Consider the following 18,471-nt stretch of genomic DNA (forward strand, 5'->3'; position numbering starts at 1 on the left):
GATCCCGAGGTCAGGCCAGGTCCACGTAGGGGCTGGCCGGGGCCTGCTCGATCACGCCGACCTCGACGAGAAACTCCGCCATCCGGCCGAACGCCGCGACGTCCAGCGACACGTCCACCGCCCCGTCGCGCGTCCACAGCGCCGTCGTCGCCTCCAGGACCCGGGCGGCGGACTCGCGTTGGGCCGGGTCCGCCAGGGCGGGCACCTCCTCCGCGGTGGCGTCGAGCGCGGCCTCCGGGTCGGCGATGACCGCCTCCTCCGCCTCCTTCATGGCCGCCGCGACCGCGGCCAGCACGTCCTCGGACACCTCCGTCCCGACAGTGACGAGGCTCGGGCCCACGAGCCGCGGCGACGCCGGGTCGGAGATGGGGATGGAGAGCACCGGCTCCCCCTGCGCCTGGAGCTGGATGAGCTCGTTGTTGCGGAATCCCATGATGAAGTCCACCTGGCCCGCGGCCAGCGCGCTCAGCTGCGTGTAGCCGATGTCCATCAGCGTCACATCCCCCTCGGTGAGGCCCGCCTCGTGAATGGCGGCCAACGCCGCGTAGTAGCTGGAGCCGTAGTGCCCGGGGATGCCGAGTCTGCGCCCCGCCAGCACGGCCAGTCCGTCGTCGGCCGATCCGAGGGCCGCGCTGCCCATGACCTCCAACGGGTAGGTCTGGTAGCTGGTGGCGAACGTGCGCAGGTCCTGGCCGTTGGCGGCGGCCACCATCGCCTCGTCGGCGGAGGCGAACACGACGTGCTCCTCGCGCGCCAGCACCGCCCCGAACACATCCTCCTGCTGCCCGTGGTGCCGCAGGGTCACGTCGAGGCCGTGCTTGGCGAAGATGCTCTGCGCGACGCCGAGGTAGAAGGCGCTGAACTGCACGTTGGGGATGTAGGTGAGTCCCACGGTGAGCGCGCCGTCGGCCAGGCGGGCGTCGGGCCGGCTGCATCCGGCGAGTCCGACGGCGCCGGCGGCGGCGATCCCGCCCAGCAGCAGGCAACGACGAGCGATCATGAGGTTTCTCCTTGGAGTCTGGCGACGGCGGCGCGTTCCGCGACGTGGACGAGGCCGTGCAGGGTGAGTGCGGTGAGGCTGATCCAGGCGACGACGGCGAACAGTCCGGCTGTGTCTGCCGCCTCCCTGGTGAGCGTGAGGAGCGTGCCTAGGCCGGCGCCGCCCATGACGAGTTCGCCGACGACGGCGCCGGTCATGGTAAGCACCACTCCTCCGCGGACGCCGGCGAGGATGGCCGGGGCGGCCATGGGTCCCTCGATGTGCACGAGGCGCTGCCACGCGGTGGCCCCGTCGAGGAGCGCGTTCTCCACCACCCGCATGTCGAGCGAGCGCAGGCCCACCACCGTCGTGGTGACGATGGGGAAGAACGCAATGATGGCGCACAGCACGGCGATGGGCACGGTGCCGTAGCCGATCCACAGCACCAGCAGCGGGGCGATGGCCACGAGCGGGACGGTCTGGGAGATGGCGACGAAGGGCTCGACCACGGCCGCCAGGAGGCGGGAGTGGGTGATGACGACGCCGAGCGGGATGGCCACGGCGATGGCCAGGACGGCGCCCAGCAGCGCCGCCCCGAGCGTGGGCGCAAGGTACCGCCAGGCGACGCCGGTGGTGGCCTGCGTCACGAGGCGGGCCGCGACGTCGACCGGGTTGGGCAGGTAGAGCGGGGCGACGAGCCCGGCCGCGGTGACCGCCCACCAGAGCAGCAGCACGGCCGCGAAGGCCGCGACCGTGGTCCTCCAGCCCCCCACCGCGGGGCGGGTGCGGGCAGGGTAGGCCGACCACACGCCGAGATGCGCGAGGGTGCGCGCCCGCCGCCGCTCCTGGATGGTCATCTGCCCGGTCCTTCGATTCAGGTCCCGGGGTACGCGCAGGGACGACGGCGTGAGTGCGCGCAGTTGACGTGCGCGCGCCGTCGTGGCGCGTGTTCCTCCCATCCAGACTCTGACTGTCGGTCTCGGAATTCCACCGAGTCAACCCTTCGGCCCTGCTGGGCCTCGGGGGTCGCGGACTGTCACCGCCGGTTCGGACTTGCACCGACCCCGGAACACGTTTGCCTCCGATGGTAGCACCGGGCCCCGCGGCCCCCGACGGGGTGTCTCAACCGCCCCAGAACACGGTCTCCACCACGTCGCCGGCGCGGCGGAGGAGGCGACGGGTGTCGTCGACCAGCCGGGAGGCCTCCCCTGGGCCGTACCCGAGCAGCACGGAGATGGCCGCGAGCTCCCGGATGTCCGCGGGCAGCGCATCGCCCGCGCGCCCACGCACCAGCATGATCGCGTCACGCAGCGCGCTGGCCCGCACCCACGCCGCCTCGAGCCGGGCGGCCTGGGAGTCCTGCAGCAGGTCGAGGCGGGCGAGGAGCCTCAACGGGTCCAGCGTCGAGGTGGTGCGCAGCCCCGGGTGGGCGTGCGCGTGCTGCAACTGCAGCAGTTGGACCGTCCACTCCACGTCCGACAGCCCGCCGGGGCCGAGCTTGAGGTGCCGCTCCCGCGGGACCCCCTTGGGGATCCGCTCGTTCTCCATGCGGGATTTCAGCTTCCGGATCTCGACCACCTGCGCTGGCCGCAGCCCGCCGTCCGGATACCGGAAGCCGTCGATGCCCGACACCACGGTGGCCGCCAGGTTTCTGTCCCCGGCGCCGGGCCTGGCCCTGAGCAGCATCTGCGCCTCCCAGGTGGAGGCCCATTTGGCGTAGTAGGAGGCGTAGGAGGAGACAGTGCGGACCTGCGGCCCGCCCTTGCCCTCGGGCCGGAGGTCCGTGTCCAGCACCAGCGCCGGATCCGGGCCCGGCTTGCCGACGATGTCGGCCAGGTGCCGCACCAGCTCCGTGGCGCGGGTCAGGTCCTCCCCCTCGACGCCGTCGGGGACCACGAAGATGCAGTCCGCGTCCGAGGAGTAGGACATCTCGCGTCCGCCCCAGCGGCCCAGCGCGATGACGCCCACCTCGGGCGCGTCCACGCGTCGGCGCGCCAGCAGCAGGCCGGCGTCGATGGTGGCCGACGCGAGGTCGCTCAGCGCCAAGCCCACCGTGGCCAGGTCTGCGCTGCCGAGCACGTCGGTCAACGCGATGCGGCACAGCTCGGCCCGACGCAGCGCCCGCACGGAGGCGATGGCCTTGTCCGGATCATCCTGCCGGCTGGCGGCGCGCGTCATGGCGTCGGTCAGCTCCTCGACGGAGCGGGGGCGCAGTTCGTCGGTGCCGGCCAGCATCTGGATGTGGTCCGGGGCGCGCTTGAGCAGGTCCACCACGTACCGGCTCGACGAGGCGACCCGCGCCAGGCGGTGCGCCATGTAGCCCTCGTCGCGCAGCGCCCGCAGGTACCACGACGAGGTGCCCAGCGCCTCGGACAGCTGCCGGAAGGCCAGCAGCCCGAAGTCCGGGTTGGGGCCCTCTGCGAACCACTCGAGCATGGCCGGCAGGAGCTGGCGTTGGATCTCGGCCCCGCGGTCGGCGCCGCGGGTGAGGGCCTGGATGTGGCCCAGCGCCGCCTGCGGATCCGCGAAACCCAGGGCGCGCATGCGGGTCTTGGCCGCCTCCGGCGTGAGCTTGAGCCCATCGGTGGGCAGGTGGCTGACGGCGTCGAGCAGCGGTGAGAAGAAGATGCGCTGCTGCAGCCGGCGGACGCGGCGGGTGGAGTCCCGCCATCGGGCGAGCAGCTCCTCACCCGTGAGTCCGAGCGAGCGGGCCACCTGACGGACCGCCACCTCCTCGTCGGGCACCAGGTGGGTGCGGCGCAGCCGCCTCAGCTGCACCCGGTGTTCCAGGACGCGCTGGAACCGGTAGGCGGCGATCATCTCGGCGCCGTCGGCCCGCCCGATGTAGCCGTTACCGACCAGCGCCTTCAGCCCGGTGAACGTGCCCCGCACGCGGAGCCGCTCGTCGGCGCGGCCGTGCATCAGCTGCAGCAGCTGGACGGAGAACTCCGTGTCGCGCAGGCCCCCCGAACCGAGCTTGATCTCCTTGTCCGCCTGCTTGGCCGGGATGAGCGAGATCACCCGCTCCCGCATGGCGCGCACTTCGGCGAGGAACTCCGGCCGCTCACCGGCCTGCCACACCATCGGCCACACCATGTCGACGAAGTCCTGGCCGAGCGCGAGGTCGCCGGCGGCGGGCCGGGCCTTGAGCATGGCCTGGAACTCCCAGTTCTTCGCCCACTTCTCGTAGTAGGAGCGGTAGCTGGTGAGCGTCCGGACCAGGGGACCGGCCTTGCCCTCGGGGCGGAGGGCCGCGTCGACCTGCCAGATCGTGCCCTCTGCCGTGTGGGCGGAGCAGAGCCTGGCCTGGGCGGCTGCCAGCCTGGTGGCGACGGTGATGGCCTCGTCCGTGGTGGCCCCCGGGGCGGGCTCGGCCACGTAGACGACGTCGACGTCGGAGATGTAGTTGAGCTCCTCGGCGCCGGTCTTGCCGAGGGCGAGGATCGCGACCCGGGCCTTCTCCCATCCGGGGACCTCGGCCCTGGCGTGCGCCAGCGACATCTCCAGCACCGCGTCGGCGACGTAGGCGATCTCGTTGGCGATGTCGTCGGCGATGGCGAAGGGGTCGGTCGCGCTGAGGTCGCGCGCGGCGATCTCGAGCAGCGCCACCCGGTTGGCGAGCCGGAGGGCGTCCCCGGACCCGCTCGCCACGCCGTCGACCACGCCGACTCGGGTGGCGAAGAACTCGCGCCACCCGCCGCGACCCCGGGGGCGCGGGTCCCCGCGGAGTCTCTCGGCCTCCTCCGGGTGACGGACGAGGGTCTGGGCGAGGACCGACGAGCCGCCGAGCACGAGGACCAGCCGCCGGAGCCAGGCGTCCTCGTCGACGATGCGGGCGAACATCTCAGGCGCGGCCGCGGACAGGCGCTCCAGGCAGTCCAGTGCCAGGTCCCGGTCCGCCACCGGCTCGAAGACCGCAAGATCCACGGGCGGATCCGCGCCCAGCCGCTGCTGCCAGCGTTCCCAGACGCGCGCGCTCGCCGTCGCTGAGTCGAACCCGCGGCGGGCGAACTCCCCCGGCTGCGACTGATACCTGGCCACGCGCCCAGACTATCGACGGGGGACCGCCGGCGGGTGAGTCCTCGTCACGCCGCGGCCCACCGGGGGCGCAGGTGTCGCGGCGGGGCGGATATCCTGGCCCGATCATGTTCAAACCCACCCCGACGGTCGTAGCGGCGCTGCGGGAGCGCCTGGGCGCGGACCCGGCGCTTGAGGCTGAGCTGGCCCGCCGTCGCCCGGACCTGACGGCCGTGCTGCTCCGTGCGGCGGCGGACCCGAGGCCGCTGCCCCGCGAGCTCACGGCCGCGGTCTGCCGGGCCGGCTGCGCACTGCTGGGTGAGCGGCACCCCGGGGCGTCGATCGAGGTGCGGGTGCCGCCGTTCGCGGCCGTGCAGATCGGCTTCGACACCGGCCCGAAGCACACCCGCGGCACGCCGCCCAACGTGGTGGAGATGCCGCCGGAGACGTTCGTGGCCCTCGCCGTCGGCCGCCTGGCCTGGCACGACGCGCGGGTCAGCGCGTCGGGGGTGCACGCCGCCGAGGCAGCGCGCGTCTTCCCCCTCTGAGCCCTGGCCTCCCGGCCCCGCGGTTTGAGCCGATGGATGGGTTCGCGGCGGGCGCCACGCTCAAGCCACGCGGGGACGCTCCGCGAACCCATCCATCGGCTCAACGCCCGGCCCCCGCCAACCCCCCTGCAGCGACACCGGCCGGGCTCACATCACGCGGATGTGGCGCTCCAGCTCCCAGGGCGTGACCTGCTTGCGGTAGGCGGCGAACTCCTCGTGCTTGTTGCGCAGGAAGTACTCGAAGACGTGCTCGCCGAGGGTCTCGGCCACCAGCTCGCTCGCCTCCATGAGACGCAGGGCCTCGTCGAGGTTGCGCGGCAGCTCCTGGATGCCGATGGCCTGGCGCTCGCGGTCCGTGAGGCGCCACACCTCGTCCTCGGTCTCCTCGGGGAGCGGGTACTCCTCCTCGATGCCCTTGAGGCCGGCGTTGAGCATCACGGCGTAGGCGAGGTACGGGTTGACGGCGGCGTCGACGGCGCGGTACTCGATGCGGGCCGACGAGGTCTTCCCGGGCGTGAACTGCGGGATCCGGACGAGCGCCGAGCGGTTGGCCCTGCCCCAGCAGGCGTACGACGGCGCCTCGCCGCCGCCGATCAGCCGCTTGTACGAGTTGACCCACTGGTTGGTCACCGCGGTGATCTCCGGCGCGTGGCGCAGCAGCCCGGCGATGAACTGCTTGGCCGTCTTGGAGAGGTTGTACTCGTCCGAGGCGTCGTAGAAGGCGTTGGTGTCGCCCTCGAACAGCGACATGTGGGTGTGCATGCCGGACCCGGGATGCTCGGAGAACGGCTTGGGCATGAACGACGCGTTGATCCCCTGGCTGACGGCCACCTCGCGGACCACCACCCGGAACGTCATGACGTTGTCCGCCATGGTCAGGGCGTCCGCGTAGCGCAGGTCGATCTCGTGTTGCCCGGGGGCGGCCTCGTGGTGGCTGAACTCCACCGAGATGCCCATCTGCTCGAGCATGGTGATGGCGTCGCGGCGGAAGTCGGTGCCGTCGCCCAGGGTGGTGTGGTCGAAGTAGCCGCCCTCGTCCAACGGGACGGGCGGGGTGAGGGAGCGCAGCAGGAAGAACTCGATCTCGGGGTGGATGTAGAACGTGAAGCCCATCTGCCCGGCCTTCTGCAGCGCCCGCTTCAGCACGAACCGCGGGTCCGCGAAGCTGGGTGAGCCGTCGGGCAGCTTGATGTCGCACAGCATGCGGGCGGTCGAGCGGCCCGCCTGCCGCCAGGGCAGCACCTGATAGGTCGACGGGTCCGGGTGCGCCACCATGTCCGACTCGAAGACGCGCGCGAAGCCCTCGATGGCCGAGCCGTCGAACCCGACGCCCTCGGCGATCGCGCCCTCCACCTCAGCCGGAGCGATCGCGACGGACTTCAACGAGCCCAACACGTCGGTGAACCAGAGCCTGACGAACCGGATGCCCCGTTCCTCCATTGAACGCAGGACGAACTCAGTCTGCCTATCCATGGGCCCCAGTCTGCCCGTGATTTGTTTCAGGCGCATGACGACCCGCGGCGTTCGACCCTGTGGGGCCGCGCATTCGAGGGGCGGCCGTCCCCTCGCCGGCGCCTACTATTGGCCCCATGGCAGAGCCCGGATGGTACGCGGATCCGACGGCGCCGCAGGGTCGTCGCTACTGGGACGGCCGGCGTTGGATGGGCTCGGGGCCAGACCGCAAGGGCCCCGGAACGGCCCTGTGGCTGGTCATCGCGCTGCTGGTGGTCGGCGGCGTGGTGGCCGCGATCATCCTGTTCCCCGGCGCCGCCAATCCCTTCGCCGCAACCCCCGAGGACGCGCGCTCGGCCCGCCCATCCGGCACGCAGTGGAACGAGCTGGTGCCCAGCGAGACCCCCAGCCCCACCCCCGTCGAGTCCGGGTTCGGTCAGCCCATCGACTGCCCGATCGCCGACGTCCCCCGCAGCGACATCCGCGACGGGCGGCTGCACGGCGGCGGCCTGTCCATCGAACCGCCCGCGGGCCCGTTGTGGGAGGAGCGCGGGGCGTGGATCGACTGGCTGCACGACAACAACGGCATGACGCGCGACATCGCCCCCGGATGGATGAGCAACGTCAACGTCGGCTACATCCTGGTCTCCGACGGCTTCTCCGGCGTGATGAGCAGGGCCGCTGAGCAGTTCGTCACCTGCATGGCGTCCTCGGGCATGTTCCGCGACTTCGAGAAGCGCGAGGTCCTCATCAACGAGGACTACGTGGTGTCCAACCGCATCGGGTGGCGGCTGACGTCCAACATCCACGTCGGCAACATGGAGCACCTGGGCATCGAGGGTGACGTCGTCGACATCATCCTGGTGCCCACCGACGACAGGGACCGCTTCGCCGTCTACGTCTCCTGCGTCACGATCGGGCACGACGAGAACAAGGCCGAGGTGGACGTGTCGCTGGCCACGCTCCGCTACGACGGGTGAGGCGCGGCGAAGTAGACTGCGGCACTGTGACCCCAGTGACACCCCACGATCTCACCCCCCTCCGCGACGTCCCGCGCGGCATCGCGCGCCCCGAGTACGTGGGCCGGCCCGCGCCGCAGCGCTACACCGGATCCGATGTGCAGCCGGCGGACGTGATCGAGCGGATGCGGGTGGCCGGGCGGATCGCCGCCAACGCCATGCACGAGGCCGCCAAGGCCATCGCCCCCGGCGTCACCACCGATCACCTCGACGCGGTGGCCCACGAGTACATGCTGGACCACGGGGCCTACCCGTCGGCGCTGGGCTACCGCTCGTTCCCCAAGTCCATCTGCACCTCCGTCAACGAGGTGGTCTGCCACGGCATCCCGGATCTCCGCCCGCTGGAGGACGGGGACCTCGTCAAGATCGACGTGACGGCCTTCAAGGACGGCGTCCACGGAGACAACTGCGGCACCTTCTACTGCGGTGACGTCGACGAGGAGTCGCGGCTGCTGACGGAGCGCACGCAGGAGGCCCTCAACCGGGCGATCAAGGCTGTGCGCCCGGGCCGCCCCATCTCCGTGATCGGGCGCGTGATCGAGTCCTACGCCAAGCGCTTCGGCTACGGCGTGGTGCGCGACTACACGGGCCACGGCGTGCACACCGCCTTCCACTCCGGCCTCGTGGTCCTGCACTACGACGAGCCGCGGGTCAACACCGTCATGCAGACCGGCATGACCTTCACCATCGAGCCCATGCTGACCCTCGGCACCCACGAGACGGACCTCTGGGACGACGACTGGACCGTCGTGACCAGGGACAAGTCACGGGTGGCGCAGTGGGAACACAGCCTGGTGGTCACCGCGGACGGCGCCGAGATCCTCACGCTTCCCGGCGACCTCGCGTGAGCGTCCGCCACGCCTCCAGCCACCTGGAAGTGCAGGTCAGCGCCCCCGCTGACCTGATCTTCTCCGTCGCCGTCAGCAGCGACTACCCGGAGGTGGACGAGACCCTCACCTTCCGCGTCGGGGACGACGAGGTGCAGGCCGAGGAGCTGATCGCCCCGTCGGGCAGCCGGCTCCACCGCCTCCGCGACACCCCCGTCGGCACCCTCCACGTGGACTACGCGGCGCGCGTCCTCGCCCCGGCACCCGAGTCCGCCATCCAGGGCATCGACGAGATCCTCTACACCCGCCCGTCGCGCTACTGCGATTCTGACCGCCTGGCCAACCTCAGCCACACGCACTTCGCGGGCCTGACGGGGTTCGAGCTGATGAGTGCGGTCACCCAGTGGGTCCGCACCAAGGTGATCTACCGGCCGGGCTCGAGCCGCGTCGTCGACGGCGCGCTGGAGACCTACCTCAGCCGCGCGGGTGTGTGCCGGGATTCCGCGCACCTGGTCGTCGCGTTCCTGCGGGGGCTCAACATGCCGGCCCGGCTCGTGTCGGTGTACGCGCCGGGCCTGGTGCCGATGGACTTCCACGCCGTCGCCGAGGCCTACTGGAACGGGACCTGGTACCTGCTCGACGCCACCGGACTGGCCCCGCGGACCTCCATGGTGCGGATCTGCACGGGGCGCGACGCCGCGGACACCGCGTTCATGACCACCCTCGGCGGACGCACTGCCCTCACCCGGCTGAGGGTCGACGCCGGCGTCGACGGTGCCCTCCCCTACGACGACAACTTCAGCTTCAAGACGCTCACCTGAGGCGCCTCGTCGCCCTGCATGGCCACGACGTCGACGCCCACCGACAGCCGGGACGTCGCGGCATCGGTGACGATGACGCCGCGCAGGGGGCTCACGTCGGCGAAGTCCCGGCCCCACGCCGTGACGATGTAGCGGGAGTCCGCGAACTGGGCGTTGGTGGGGTCGATGTCGATCCACGTCCCCGCGGGCGACAGCACCGAGATCCACGCGTGCGAGGCGTCGGCGCCCTCCAGCTTCTGCTGGCCGGGTGCGGTGGCGGTCTCGATGTAGCCGGAGACGTAGCGCGCGGGGATGCCCAGCGATCGCAGGATCGCGATGCCCAGGTGGGTGAAGTCCTGGCAGACCCCGCCCCGCAGGTCCAACAGCTCGTCGACGGTGGTGCGCACCGAGGTGACGCCCGGCCGGTAGGCGAAGTCCCGCCGGATGCCGGTGGTCAGCTCCACCAGAGCGTCCCCGAAGCCGAGGGCCGGAGCCAGGATGGTGTCGGCGTAGGCCGCGAGCCGCTCCGGCGACGAGACCGCCACGTGCTTGGTCGGCAGCCCGAACATCGCGCGGTCCATCCGGTGGGCGGGGTTGCCCGCGACGGCCCGACGGGCCGACGCCAGGGTCCACTGGTTGAGCGGGTCCACGTCGATGAGCGGCCACTCGACGTCCACGATGGCCTCCTTGATCACCTCAAGGTGGGTGTGCGGAAAGTGGATCTCCAGATAGTGGCTGGTGTTGCCGAAGCGGTCCACATGCTCGGTCTGCAGCAGCGGGTGGGGCAGCACCCGGGTGCCGTGCGCGCGCACCCGTTGCGAGGCGGTGGCCCGCGGGGTGAGGAAGCCGCGCTCGTAGCACAGCGTCACCGCCTCCGGGTACTCGTAGCTGGTGCGGTGCTTGACGTAGTAGCGCCGCGGCGTCAGGTTCTCGGGCCGCTGCCTCACGTGTCCTCCCGCAGGTACGCCCCAGGGCTCCACTCGCCGAGCGTCGCCCGGCGGGGGGCCTGCCTGGCGAGGTGGCGGCGGGTGAGCTCGTCGGAGATCGCCCGCAACTCCGAGAGTTCGGCCGCGGCGAACCCGCCGACCAGGGCGCGCGGACCGGCGAACAACCCCACGAGGTCGGCGTTGGCGAACACCGTCACCAGGTCGGTGCAGCGGGCCGCGAGGGTGTCGTCGCCGATCAGCCTGAGGTCCTCGACGAGCCGGTCCAGCTGTGCGGCCACCGAGCGGGGGTTTGAGCGGTCGCTGAGAAGCAGCTGGGTCGCGGCGAGCGCCGGGCGACGGGGCCCCTCACCGGAGGCGGACCTGCGCCGCTGGGTGATCAACGACTCCCCCGCCTCGAGGATGGCGTCGGAGAGCTGGTTCTCCACGACGGCGGCCCGGTCGTCGCCGAGCGTGTGGCGCACCAGGGCCAGGGTGCGCTGAGCCCGCTCGATCCGCACCCCGGCGTCCACGAAGGCCCACGTCACGTCCCTGGTGAGGTTCTCCGCCGTGATGCCGGCCACCGCGAGGGTGCCGGCGACGAGCTCGTCCAGCACGCCGGCCAGGTCCGCGCGCCCGGTGGCCACGGCGACGAGGCGCTCCAGCTGGCTCAACACGTGCCACAGGTCGGAGGACATGATGTCTGGCACCTCGTGGGCGGCCGCTGCCAGGCGTGCGACCGCGTGCGCCACGGAGCCGGGGGCGTCACCGTCGACGACGGCCGGCCGCAGCCGGGCCAGCGCGCCGCCGATGTCCGAACTCGACAGGTCCAGATCGGTGATGCCCTCCGCGGCCGACAGCATCGCGGCGAGCACCTGGCCGCCGCGTGTCCCGGGGCTGCGGCCATGGTCCGCGGCGAGGTCCAGGGCGAGACGCAGCAGCCGGACCGTGCCGTCGGCCCGCTCGGTGTAGCGGCCGAACCAGTAGAGGTTGTCGGCGACGCGGGGCGCGAGTGTCGCGACACGCTGGATGGCGATGGGGCCGCCGTCGAACGTCGGCGTCCAGGTCTCCTGGACCTCCGTGGGGTCCAGGATCCACACGTCCTTGGCGAGCGCACCGCTCATCGTCGTGATGCGGAACCGGTCGTGTGACGCCACGCGCGCCAGTCCGCCGGCGAGGAACACGTGCGAGTGGTCCACCTGGGCGCCGAAGCAGCGCAGCACGACGCGCCGCGGCTCCAGGCCGGCGTCGGTGACCACCGGGCTGGTCGACAGCTCCAGCGGCTCCTGCCCGCACCAGGCCCAGGGCTCGGCGGCGATCCGGGCCCTCAGTTCCTCCTTGGCGCGCCCGTCGAGCTCCCAACCGGCCAGCGTGGCGCTGCCGAGGCCGCGACCCTGCGGCTTGAGGACGATGGAGTCCAGGTTGGCCAGCACGTGCGCGCGCTGCAGATCGTCGCCGCACCACCACGTGCGCACCGAGGGCAGCAGCAGTTCCTCGCCCAGCAGCTGGGGCGCCAGTCCCGGCAGGAGCCCGAGCAGGGCGGGGTTCTCCAGCACGCCGCTGCCGAGCGGGTTGAGGGTGGCCACGTTCCCGAGGCGCACGGATTCGACGAGGCCGGACACACCTAGCTGGGAGTCGCTGCGGAATTCCAGCGGGTCGCACAGGTCCGAGTCCACGCGCCGCAGGATGACGTCCACCAGGGCGCGGCCCTCCGCGGAGTCGACCCATACCTGCCCGTCACGCAGCACCAGGTCCTCGGCCTCGACGAGGGCGTAGCCCAGCAGAGTGGCGAGGAAGCCCTGCTCGTAGGCGGTCTCGCCCGCCGCGCCGGCCCACAGAAGGACGCCCTTGGGCGTGTGGCCAGGGCGGGGCGCGAGCTGCTGGAGCCCGGCGCGCATGGCGGAGAAGTAGCTGCGGAGGCGGGCCGGCCGGGCGTCGTGGTGGAGGCCCGCCATGACGCGCGAGGTCAGGCGCCGGTTCGTCATGGCGTACCCCATGCCCGACGGCGCGTCCGTGCGATCGGCCAGCACCGTCCAGGTGCCCTGGGCGTCGCGGCCTAGGTCGATGGCGGCCAGCGGCAGCCAGGTGTGGCTGGGCGTGTCGATCCCGCTGGCCTGATGCAGGAATCCCCGGTGCCCCCACACGATCTCCGGGGGTACGGCACCCGAGGACAGCAGGCGCTGCTCGCCGTAGAGATCCCGCAGGACGAGCCCCAGCAGGCGCGCCCGCTGCTCCAGCCCCGCCTCGAGCGCCGCCCATTCGTCGGCCCCGAGGACCAGCGGCAGCGGGTCCACCACCCAGCTGCGCCCCGCCTCACCGCCGTAGAGGATGCCCTCGTCGCGGACCAGGCGGGCCATCTCGTCGCGGGCGTCCAGGAGCCCGGGAAGCCCGAGCGCCTCGATGGCGTCCGCCACGAGACTCTGCGCGGGCCCGGTCCCGGCCCCGGAGGTCAGTTCGTCCCATCCCGCGGTCAGCCGCCGTCGATAGGCGGCCACCTCGGTGGTCGGTGCTGCCTCGGCTGTCACGCCCGCCACCCTAGCGCTCCACGGCGCCGGCCGGTTGGGGGACGAGTCGGCCGGTAAGCCGGATTTTGTCGAAGGATGATCATCTATCTGAGGCCCGACGTTGCCGCCGGGCTCCTGCAACCTACCCGGACGCCTCGCGCGAGCAGCGCTCGATCGGCGTCCGCAGCCGGCCGTGGCCGACCTTCTTGGTCTTGCTCCGGGTGGGGTTTACCTAGCCGCTCCGGTCACCCGGAGCGCTGGTGGTCTCTTACACCACCGTTTCACCCTTACCTGTCACCAGGCGGTCTGTTTTCTGTGGCACTGTCCCGCGGGTCACCCCGGGTGGGCGTTACCCACCACCCTGCTCTGTGGAGTCCGGACTTTCCTCAGCTGCCGTGAAGCAGCCGCGATCATCTGGCCGACTCGTCCACGCACCATCCTACCGCCTCGACGGTGGCGTCAGTTCGGCCGCGACAGCGTCACCCGCCCCGTCCGCACCTCCACCTTGTCCACGCGGACCCGGATCTCCGAGCCCACCTCCTTCTGGGAGGCCTTGACCCGCAGCTCGACGGCCGGGTCAGGCACCTGCACCGTCCCGATGCCGGTCTTGGGGTGTACGTCGGTGACCACCCCGGTGAAGATGCGCCCCACCTCGCCGCGGAGGACCAACGCCTCGGCGAGGTCCATCACTTCGTTCTCGTAGGCCCGCGCGAGGCGGCTGGACTCGGCCATCTCCTGCGGCAGGACCGACAGTCCGTCGCGTGCCCACTGCGGCACCTCCAGCCCGTTGACCAGCGCGTGGCACACCTCGAGGACGTAGCGGTCGACGAGCCGCCGCAGCGGCGCGGTGGTGTGCGCATAGGGCGCCGCGAGCGCGGAGTGCTCCAGGTGTCCGTCCGGCACCGCGCCGTCGAAGGCCAGGTAGCCGGCGCCGCGGAACAGCATCGTGCACTTCGTCAGCACGGCCAGCTCGCGGGGATTCTCCGGCGAGAGGGACCTGACGAACTCGGGGTAGCTCATCGTCGTGGGCCAGGACACACCGAGCGACTTCGCCGCGCGACGCAGCTTCTCGAGCGACCAGTCCTCGGCGGGAGGCAGCGTGCGGAGGATCCCCACGCCGCCGTCGATCATGATGCCGGCCGCCGTGAAGCCGGTCAGCAGCGAGATCTGCGCGTTGTAGTCCTCCACCGGCACCAGGTGCCGGAACTCCAGCTCCCACGAGCCGTCGTGCTCGACGATCTCCTGCTCCGGCAGGTTGAGCGAGATACCGCCCCGGGCGATCTCCAGGCGCTGGCGCAGCTGCCCCACCTCGGGCAGCAGGGCGATGCTGGGGTGCGGCGCGCCGCGGTCGAGATCCCGTTGGACGCCCTCGTAGTTCAGCTTGGCCCGGCTGAGGACGAGCGCTCGCGTCAGCGCCACGTCGCGCAGTTCCCCGGCCGCGTCGAGCCGGAGTTCCCACAGCATGGCGGGCCGTGGCGTGCCGTCGGCCAGGAGCGAGGCGGCGCCCTCGGCGAGGACCGGAGGGTGCAGCGGCACGCGGGCGCTGGGCGCGTAGAAGGTCTGCCCGCGGCGATGCGTCTCGGCCTCCAGTTGCGTCTCCACGCGAACGAAGTGGGCGACGTCGGAGATGGCGTAGCGCACCAGGTAGCCAGGTCCGTCGCGCTCGATCTGCAGCGCCTGATCCAGATCCGTCGAGGACTCAGGATCGATGGTGACGAACTCGATGTCGGTGCGGTCCACGTGCTCCGACGGCGGGATCCCGGCAGCCAGTTCCGCCTCGGCGAGCACCTCCGGCGCGAAGGAGCGGGGCAGCTCCAGGCGCGCCTGCAGCGCGGTGAGCGCCTCACGCACCTCCGCCGGGATGTTGCGGATGTCCAGATGCGCCGCCGGCATCAGAGACCCGATTCCGCCGTGCGCACCAGGATGCGGTCACACTCCACGCAGCGCAGCACCTGATGTTCGGAGGCGCGGCGGTAGGTGTCGAGGTCTGAGACGGTCAGCTGCAGCTGGCAGCCGCCGCAGCGGCCGGCCTTGAGGAGCGCTGCGCCGAGACCCGACGACGCCCGCATCTTCTCGTACAGCGCCACCAGCGGCGCGGGCAGGCGGCCGACGAGGGGCGCCCGAGTGAGGCTGAGGTCCCTCGCCTCCTGGCTGAGCCTGGCCACCTGCTCGTCGCGCGTGGCCACCTCCTCGCGGAGCCGCACCTCGATCTCGGTGCGGCGGGCCACGATCCTGTCCCGGTGGGCGGCCGCGTCCTCGAGCCTGCCCATCAGCTCCAGTTCGGTGTCCTCCAGGTCGGAGATCCGGCGCTTGAGGTGCTCGACCTCGTCCTGCAGGGAGCGCAGGATCTTGCCGTCGGACACGGAGCCGTCGATGATGCGCCGCTCGTCGCGCTCGAGGCGGGCGCGCACCGGCGCGAGGTCCGCCTCCGCCTTGGCCACCGCCACCTGCAGGTCGTCGACCTCCGTGGTGGAGAAGATCAACTCATCCGTCGCCTGCTGGCGCGAGGCCATGAGCTCGGCGATGGCCTTGTGCTGCGGGAGGACCCTGGCCGCGTGCTGCACCCGCGCCACTTCGGAATCGAGGTCTGCCAGGGTGAGCAGCGTGCGTTGATCGGCGGGGTCTGCGAGCATTCGGACAATCCTTATCCAGTTGGGTGCGCCCCAGGATACCCGCCGGCCCTCCCGCGCGGGTCCGCTCAGAGCGCGAGGCGGCTCTTGACCTTCTGCGCCAGGTCCTCGGCGATGCGGGTGGCCTGCTCGTCCGTGGGGGCCTCCACCATCACACGGACCACCGGCTCGGTTCCGGAGGGGCGCAGCAACACCCGGCCGGTGGTGCCCAGCTCACGCGAGGCCGCCGCCACGGCCCTCTGCACCTCCGTGTCGACGCCCGCGCGGAGCTTGTCCACGCCGCGCACGTTGATGATCACCTGCGGCAGCACGGTCATCACGGAGGCGAGGTCCTGAAGAGACCTGCCGGTGGACATCATCCGGGCCGCCAGGTGCAGGCCCGTGAGGGTGCCGTCGCCGGTGTTGGCGAACTCGTTGATGATGACGTGGCCGGACTGTTCGCCCCCCAGCGCGAACCCGTTCGCGGCCATCGACTCCAGCACGTAGCGGTCCCCCACCTTCGTCTGGTCCACCCGGATGCCGTGCTCGCGCATGGCGTTGATCAGCCCCAGGTTGCTCATGACGGTGGCCACGAGGGTGTCCGAGTGGAGGCGGTGCTCCTCCTTCATGGCGATGGCGAGGATCGCCAGGATGTGGTCGCCGTCGATGACGTTGCCCTCATGGTCGACGGCGAGGCACCGGTCCGCGTCGCCGTCGAGCGCGATGCCGAGGTCCGCGCCCTCCGCCCTGACGCGTTCGATGAGGTCACCCATGTGGGTGGAGCCGCAGTCCTGGTTGATGTTGAGGCCGTCGGGCTCGGCGTGGATCGGGATGATCCGCGCGCCCTGCGCCGCGAACGCCTCAAGCGCGGTGGTGGACGCCGCGCCGTTGGCGCAGTCGATGACCACCGTCAGGCCCGCCAGCGAGGCGTCCTCGCCCAGGGACCCCACGAGGTGCGCGACGTAGGCCTCGACGGCGCCCAGGTCGCTGCGGATGCGCCCGACGGCGCTCCCTGTGGGGCGCGTCCACCCCTCGCCCATCCGGGCCTCGATGGCGTCCTCCAGGTAGTCGTCGAGCTTCACGCCGCCCTTGGAGAAGAACTTGATGCCGTTATCCGGCATGGGGTTGTGGGAGGCGGAGATCATGACGCCGAGGTCGGCGTCGAGATCGTTGACCAGGAACGCCACCCCCGGGGTGGGCAGGACGCCGAGGCGGATCACGTCCACCCCCGCCGAGGCGAGGCCCGCGATGACGGCGGCCTCGAGGAACTCGCCGCTGGCCCGAGGGTCGCGGCCGACGAGCGCCAATGGACGGTGCCCCTCGAACACACCGGCCTCACCGAGGATGTGCGCCGCCGCGACGGAGAGGTCGAGCGCCAGCTCGGCGGTCAGTTCACTGTTCGCGACGCCACGGACGCCGTCGGTACCAAAGAGTCGTGCCACGCAGGCGACAATACCGCCGCCCGATCCGGCTGGACGAATCCCCCGGCAGACGACGAACGCCCACCCCCGCAGTGGGGATGGGCGTTCGACGACAGTGCTGGGATCAGCGCTTGCTGTACTGGGGCGCCTTGCGGGCCTTCTTGAGGCCGGCCTTCTTGCGCTCTTTGATGCGGGCGTCGCGGGTCAGCATGCCGGCCTTCTTGAGGCCGGGGCGGGAGGCCTCGGTGTCCACCGCGTTGAGGCAGCGGGCCACGCCGAGGCGCAGCGCGCCGGCCTGGCCGGTGATGCCGCCGCCGTGGATGCGGGCGATCACGTCGTAGGAGCCGTTGACGCCGGCAGTCACGAACGGATCGCTCACCAGCTGCTGGTGCACCTTGTTGGGGAAGTAGTCCTCGAGGGTGCGGCCGTTGATGATCCACGAGCCCGAGCCGGGGACGATGCGCACGCGGGCGATCGCCTCCTTGCGGCGGCCGGTGGCGCCCATCGGGGCGACCATCGCCGGACGCACGTCGGCGCCGGCGGCGGCGGCCGGGTTGGCGTCCGAGCGGTAGGCGATCTCACGGTTCTCGTCGTCGACGAAGGGGGTGATCTCCTCGACGGTGGTCTCGTCGATATCAGTCTGGGTCATGGGGTGCGTCTCGCTCTCGCTCACTGGGCGATCTGGGTGATCTCGTAGGCCTGCGGCTGCTGCGCGGCATGCGGGTGCTCGGGGCCCGAGTAGACCTTGAGCTTGCTGATCAGCTGACGGCTCAGCTTGTTCTTGGGCAGCATGCCCCACACGGCGCGTTCGACGGCCTTGCGGGCATCCTTCTCGAGCAGGTCACCGATCGAGATGGTCGTCAGACCACCCGGACGGCCGGAGTGCGTGTACCGCTTCGAGTCCTTGCGCTTGTTGCCGGAGAGGGCGATCTTCGAGGCGTTGACGACAACCACGAAGTCACCACCGTCGACGTGGGGGGCGAAGGTGGCCTTGTGCTTGCCCCGGAGCAGGGTGGCAGCGGCCACGGCGAGACGCCCGAGGATGACGTCCTCGGCATCAATCACATGCCAGTTCCGGGCGATTTCGCCCGGCTTTGGGGTGTACGTAGACACGAGACCAACTTCCATTCGTTTCCAAACAAACTTGTGGAGTGCACTGGCGGCGTCGGCTCAAGGAGCCGCACTGGCCACACGGCGCGCAACAGCTACCAAGCTTACGATGCGGGGGCGCGGCTGGGCAAATCAGCGACGAGACTCACACATAGTCCCCGCGTACGTAGGGGCCGTGCCTCACACACTTTTCCCCGCGAACGTGGAGGCTGGCCACGATGGGGTGTGGAGGTTGAGGAGAAGCTGTCGATGGCAGCCCGGT

At 71.4% G+C, this 18,471-nt stretch carries 15 protein-coding genes, 1 other RNA gene and 1 riboswitch; of the genes, 4 read left to right on the forward strand and 12 right to left on the reverse strand.

What is annotated here, in order from left to right; genetic code table 11:
- Positions 1–10: 10 nt before the first annotated feature.
- The 3 genes from ACZK5N_RS04140 to ACZK5N_RS04150 form a co-directional block, all read right to left on the reverse strand.
- A complete protein-coding gene (locus ACZK5N_RS04140; RefSeq protein WP_459020221.1) occupies positions 11–1,000 on the reverse strand; it encodes an ABC transporter substrate-binding protein in 990 nt (329 codons plus the stop codon).
- Positions 997–1,836 (reverse strand): ABC transporter permease, encoded by an 840-nt coding sequence (locus tag ACZK5N_RS04145; RefSeq protein WP_459020222.1) that lies wholly within the window; start codon positions 1,834–1,836, stop codon positions 997–999. Before ACZK5N_RS04145 ends, ACZK5N_RS04140 begins: the two co-directional genes overlap by 4 nt.
- 86 nt (positions 1,837–1,922) lie before the next feature.
- Positions 1,923–2,055: riboswitch (FMN riboswitch) on the reverse strand.
- Between the two features lie 46 nt (positions 2,056–2,101).
- On the reverse strand, positions 2,102–5,020 hold the full coding sequence (locus tag ACZK5N_RS04150; protein ID WP_459020223.1) for a bifunctional [glutamine synthetase] adenylyltransferase/[glutamine synthetase]-adenylyl-L-tyrosine phosphorylase: 2,919 nt from the start codon (positions 5,018–5,020) through the stop codon (positions 2,102–2,104).
- Between the two features lie 104 nt (positions 5,021–5,124).
- On the opposite strand from ACZK5N_RS04150, the gene ACZK5N_RS04155 reads away from it, so the two are divergent.
- Positions 5,125–5,544: a sterol carrier family protein gene (locus ACZK5N_RS04155; protein WP_459020224.1), complete on the forward strand. Its 420-nt coding sequence runs from the start codon at positions 5,125–5,127 to the stop codon at positions 5,542–5,544.
- Positions 5,545–5,691: 147 nt separating this feature from the next.
- On the opposite strand, the gene ACZK5N_RS04160 is transcribed toward ACZK5N_RS04155, so the two are convergent.
- Complete coding sequence (locus tag ACZK5N_RS04160; protein ID WP_459020414.1) at positions 5,692–6,984, reverse strand: glutamine synthetase family protein; 1,293 nt, start codon at positions 6,982–6,984, stop codon at positions 5,692–5,694.
- Between the two features lie 149 nt (positions 6,985–7,133).
- Between ACZK5N_RS04160 and ACZK5N_RS04165 the strand changes: the two genes are divergently transcribed.
- Genes ACZK5N_RS04165 through ACZK5N_RS04175 form a run of 3 tightly spaced genes read left to right on the forward strand, consistent with a single transcriptional unit; the run spans position 7,134 to position 9,663 of the window.
- Entirely contained in the window at positions 7,134–7,976 is an 843-nt protein-coding gene (locus ACZK5N_RS04165; protein ID WP_463624612.1) for a DUF2510 domain-containing protein, read from the forward strand.
- A 26-nt stretch (positions 7,977–8,002) separates the two neighbouring features.
- A complete protein-coding gene (map, locus tag ACZK5N_RS04170) occupies positions 8,003–8,863 on the forward strand; it encodes a type I methionyl aminopeptidase (RefSeq protein ID WP_459020226.1) in 861 nt (286 codons plus the stop codon).
- Positions 8,860–9,663 carry a transglutaminase-like domain-containing protein gene (locus tag ACZK5N_RS04175; protein ID WP_459020227.1) on the forward strand — a complete coding sequence of 268 codons (804 nt, stop codon included), beginning with the start codon at positions 8,860–8,862 and terminating at the stop codon, positions 9,661–9,663. Before map ends, ACZK5N_RS04175 begins: the two co-directional genes overlap by 4 nt.
- Here ACZK5N_RS04175 and ACZK5N_RS04180 read toward each other — a convergent pair.
- The 8 genes from ACZK5N_RS04180 to rplM form a co-directional block, all read right to left on the reverse strand.
- Entirely contained in the window at positions 9,627–10,589 is a 963-nt protein-coding gene (locus ACZK5N_RS04180; protein ID WP_459020228.1) for a transglutaminase family protein, read from the reverse strand. The two genes, ACZK5N_RS04175 and ACZK5N_RS04180, sit on opposite strands and share 37 nt — an antisense overlap.
- Positions 10,586–13,090 carry a circularly permuted type 2 ATP-grasp protein gene (locus ACZK5N_RS04185; RefSeq protein ID WP_463624613.1) on the reverse strand — a complete coding sequence of 835 codons (2,505 nt, stop codon included), beginning with the start codon at positions 13,088–13,090 and terminating at the stop codon, positions 10,586–10,588. Before ACZK5N_RS04185 ends, ACZK5N_RS04180 begins: the two co-directional genes overlap by 4 nt.
- 38 nt (positions 13,091–13,128) lie before the next feature.
- Positions 13,129–13,495: RNase P RNA component class A (gene rnpB / locus ACZK5N_RS04190), an RNA gene on the reverse strand.
- A 33-nt stretch (positions 13,496–13,528) separates the two neighbouring features.
- Positions 13,529–14,962 carry an RNB domain-containing ribonuclease gene (locus tag ACZK5N_RS04195; RefSeq protein WP_459020230.1) on the reverse strand — a complete coding sequence of 478 codons (1,434 nt, stop codon included), beginning with the start codon at positions 14,960–14,962 and terminating at the stop codon, positions 13,529–13,531.
- Entirely contained in the window at positions 14,962–15,702 is a 741-nt protein-coding gene (locus ACZK5N_RS04200) for a zinc ribbon domain-containing protein (RefSeq protein WP_459020231.1), read from the reverse strand. The genes ACZK5N_RS04195 and ACZK5N_RS04200 overlap by 1 nt, the downstream gene beginning before the upstream one ends.
- A 65-nt stretch (positions 15,703–15,767) precedes the next feature.
- Positions 15,768–17,120: a phosphoglucosamine mutase gene (glmM, locus tag ACZK5N_RS04205; RefSeq protein ID WP_459020232.1), complete on the reverse strand. Its 1,353-nt coding sequence runs from the start codon at positions 17,118–17,120 to the stop codon at positions 15,768–15,770.
- Positions 17,121–17,223: 103 nt separating this feature from the next.
- A complete protein-coding gene (gene rpsI / locus ACZK5N_RS04210) occupies positions 17,224–17,748 on the reverse strand; it encodes a 30S ribosomal protein S9 (RefSeq protein ID WP_459020233.1) in 525 nt (174 codons plus the stop codon).
- Between the two features lie 20 nt (positions 17,749–17,768).
- Complete coding sequence (gene rplM, locus ACZK5N_RS04215; protein ID WP_459020234.1) at positions 17,769–18,212, reverse strand: 50S ribosomal protein L13; 444 nt, start codon at positions 18,210–18,212, stop codon at positions 17,769–17,771.
- Positions 18,213–18,471: the final 259 nt, after the last annotated feature.

The organism is Tessaracoccus pujii, from assembly GCF_055326215.1.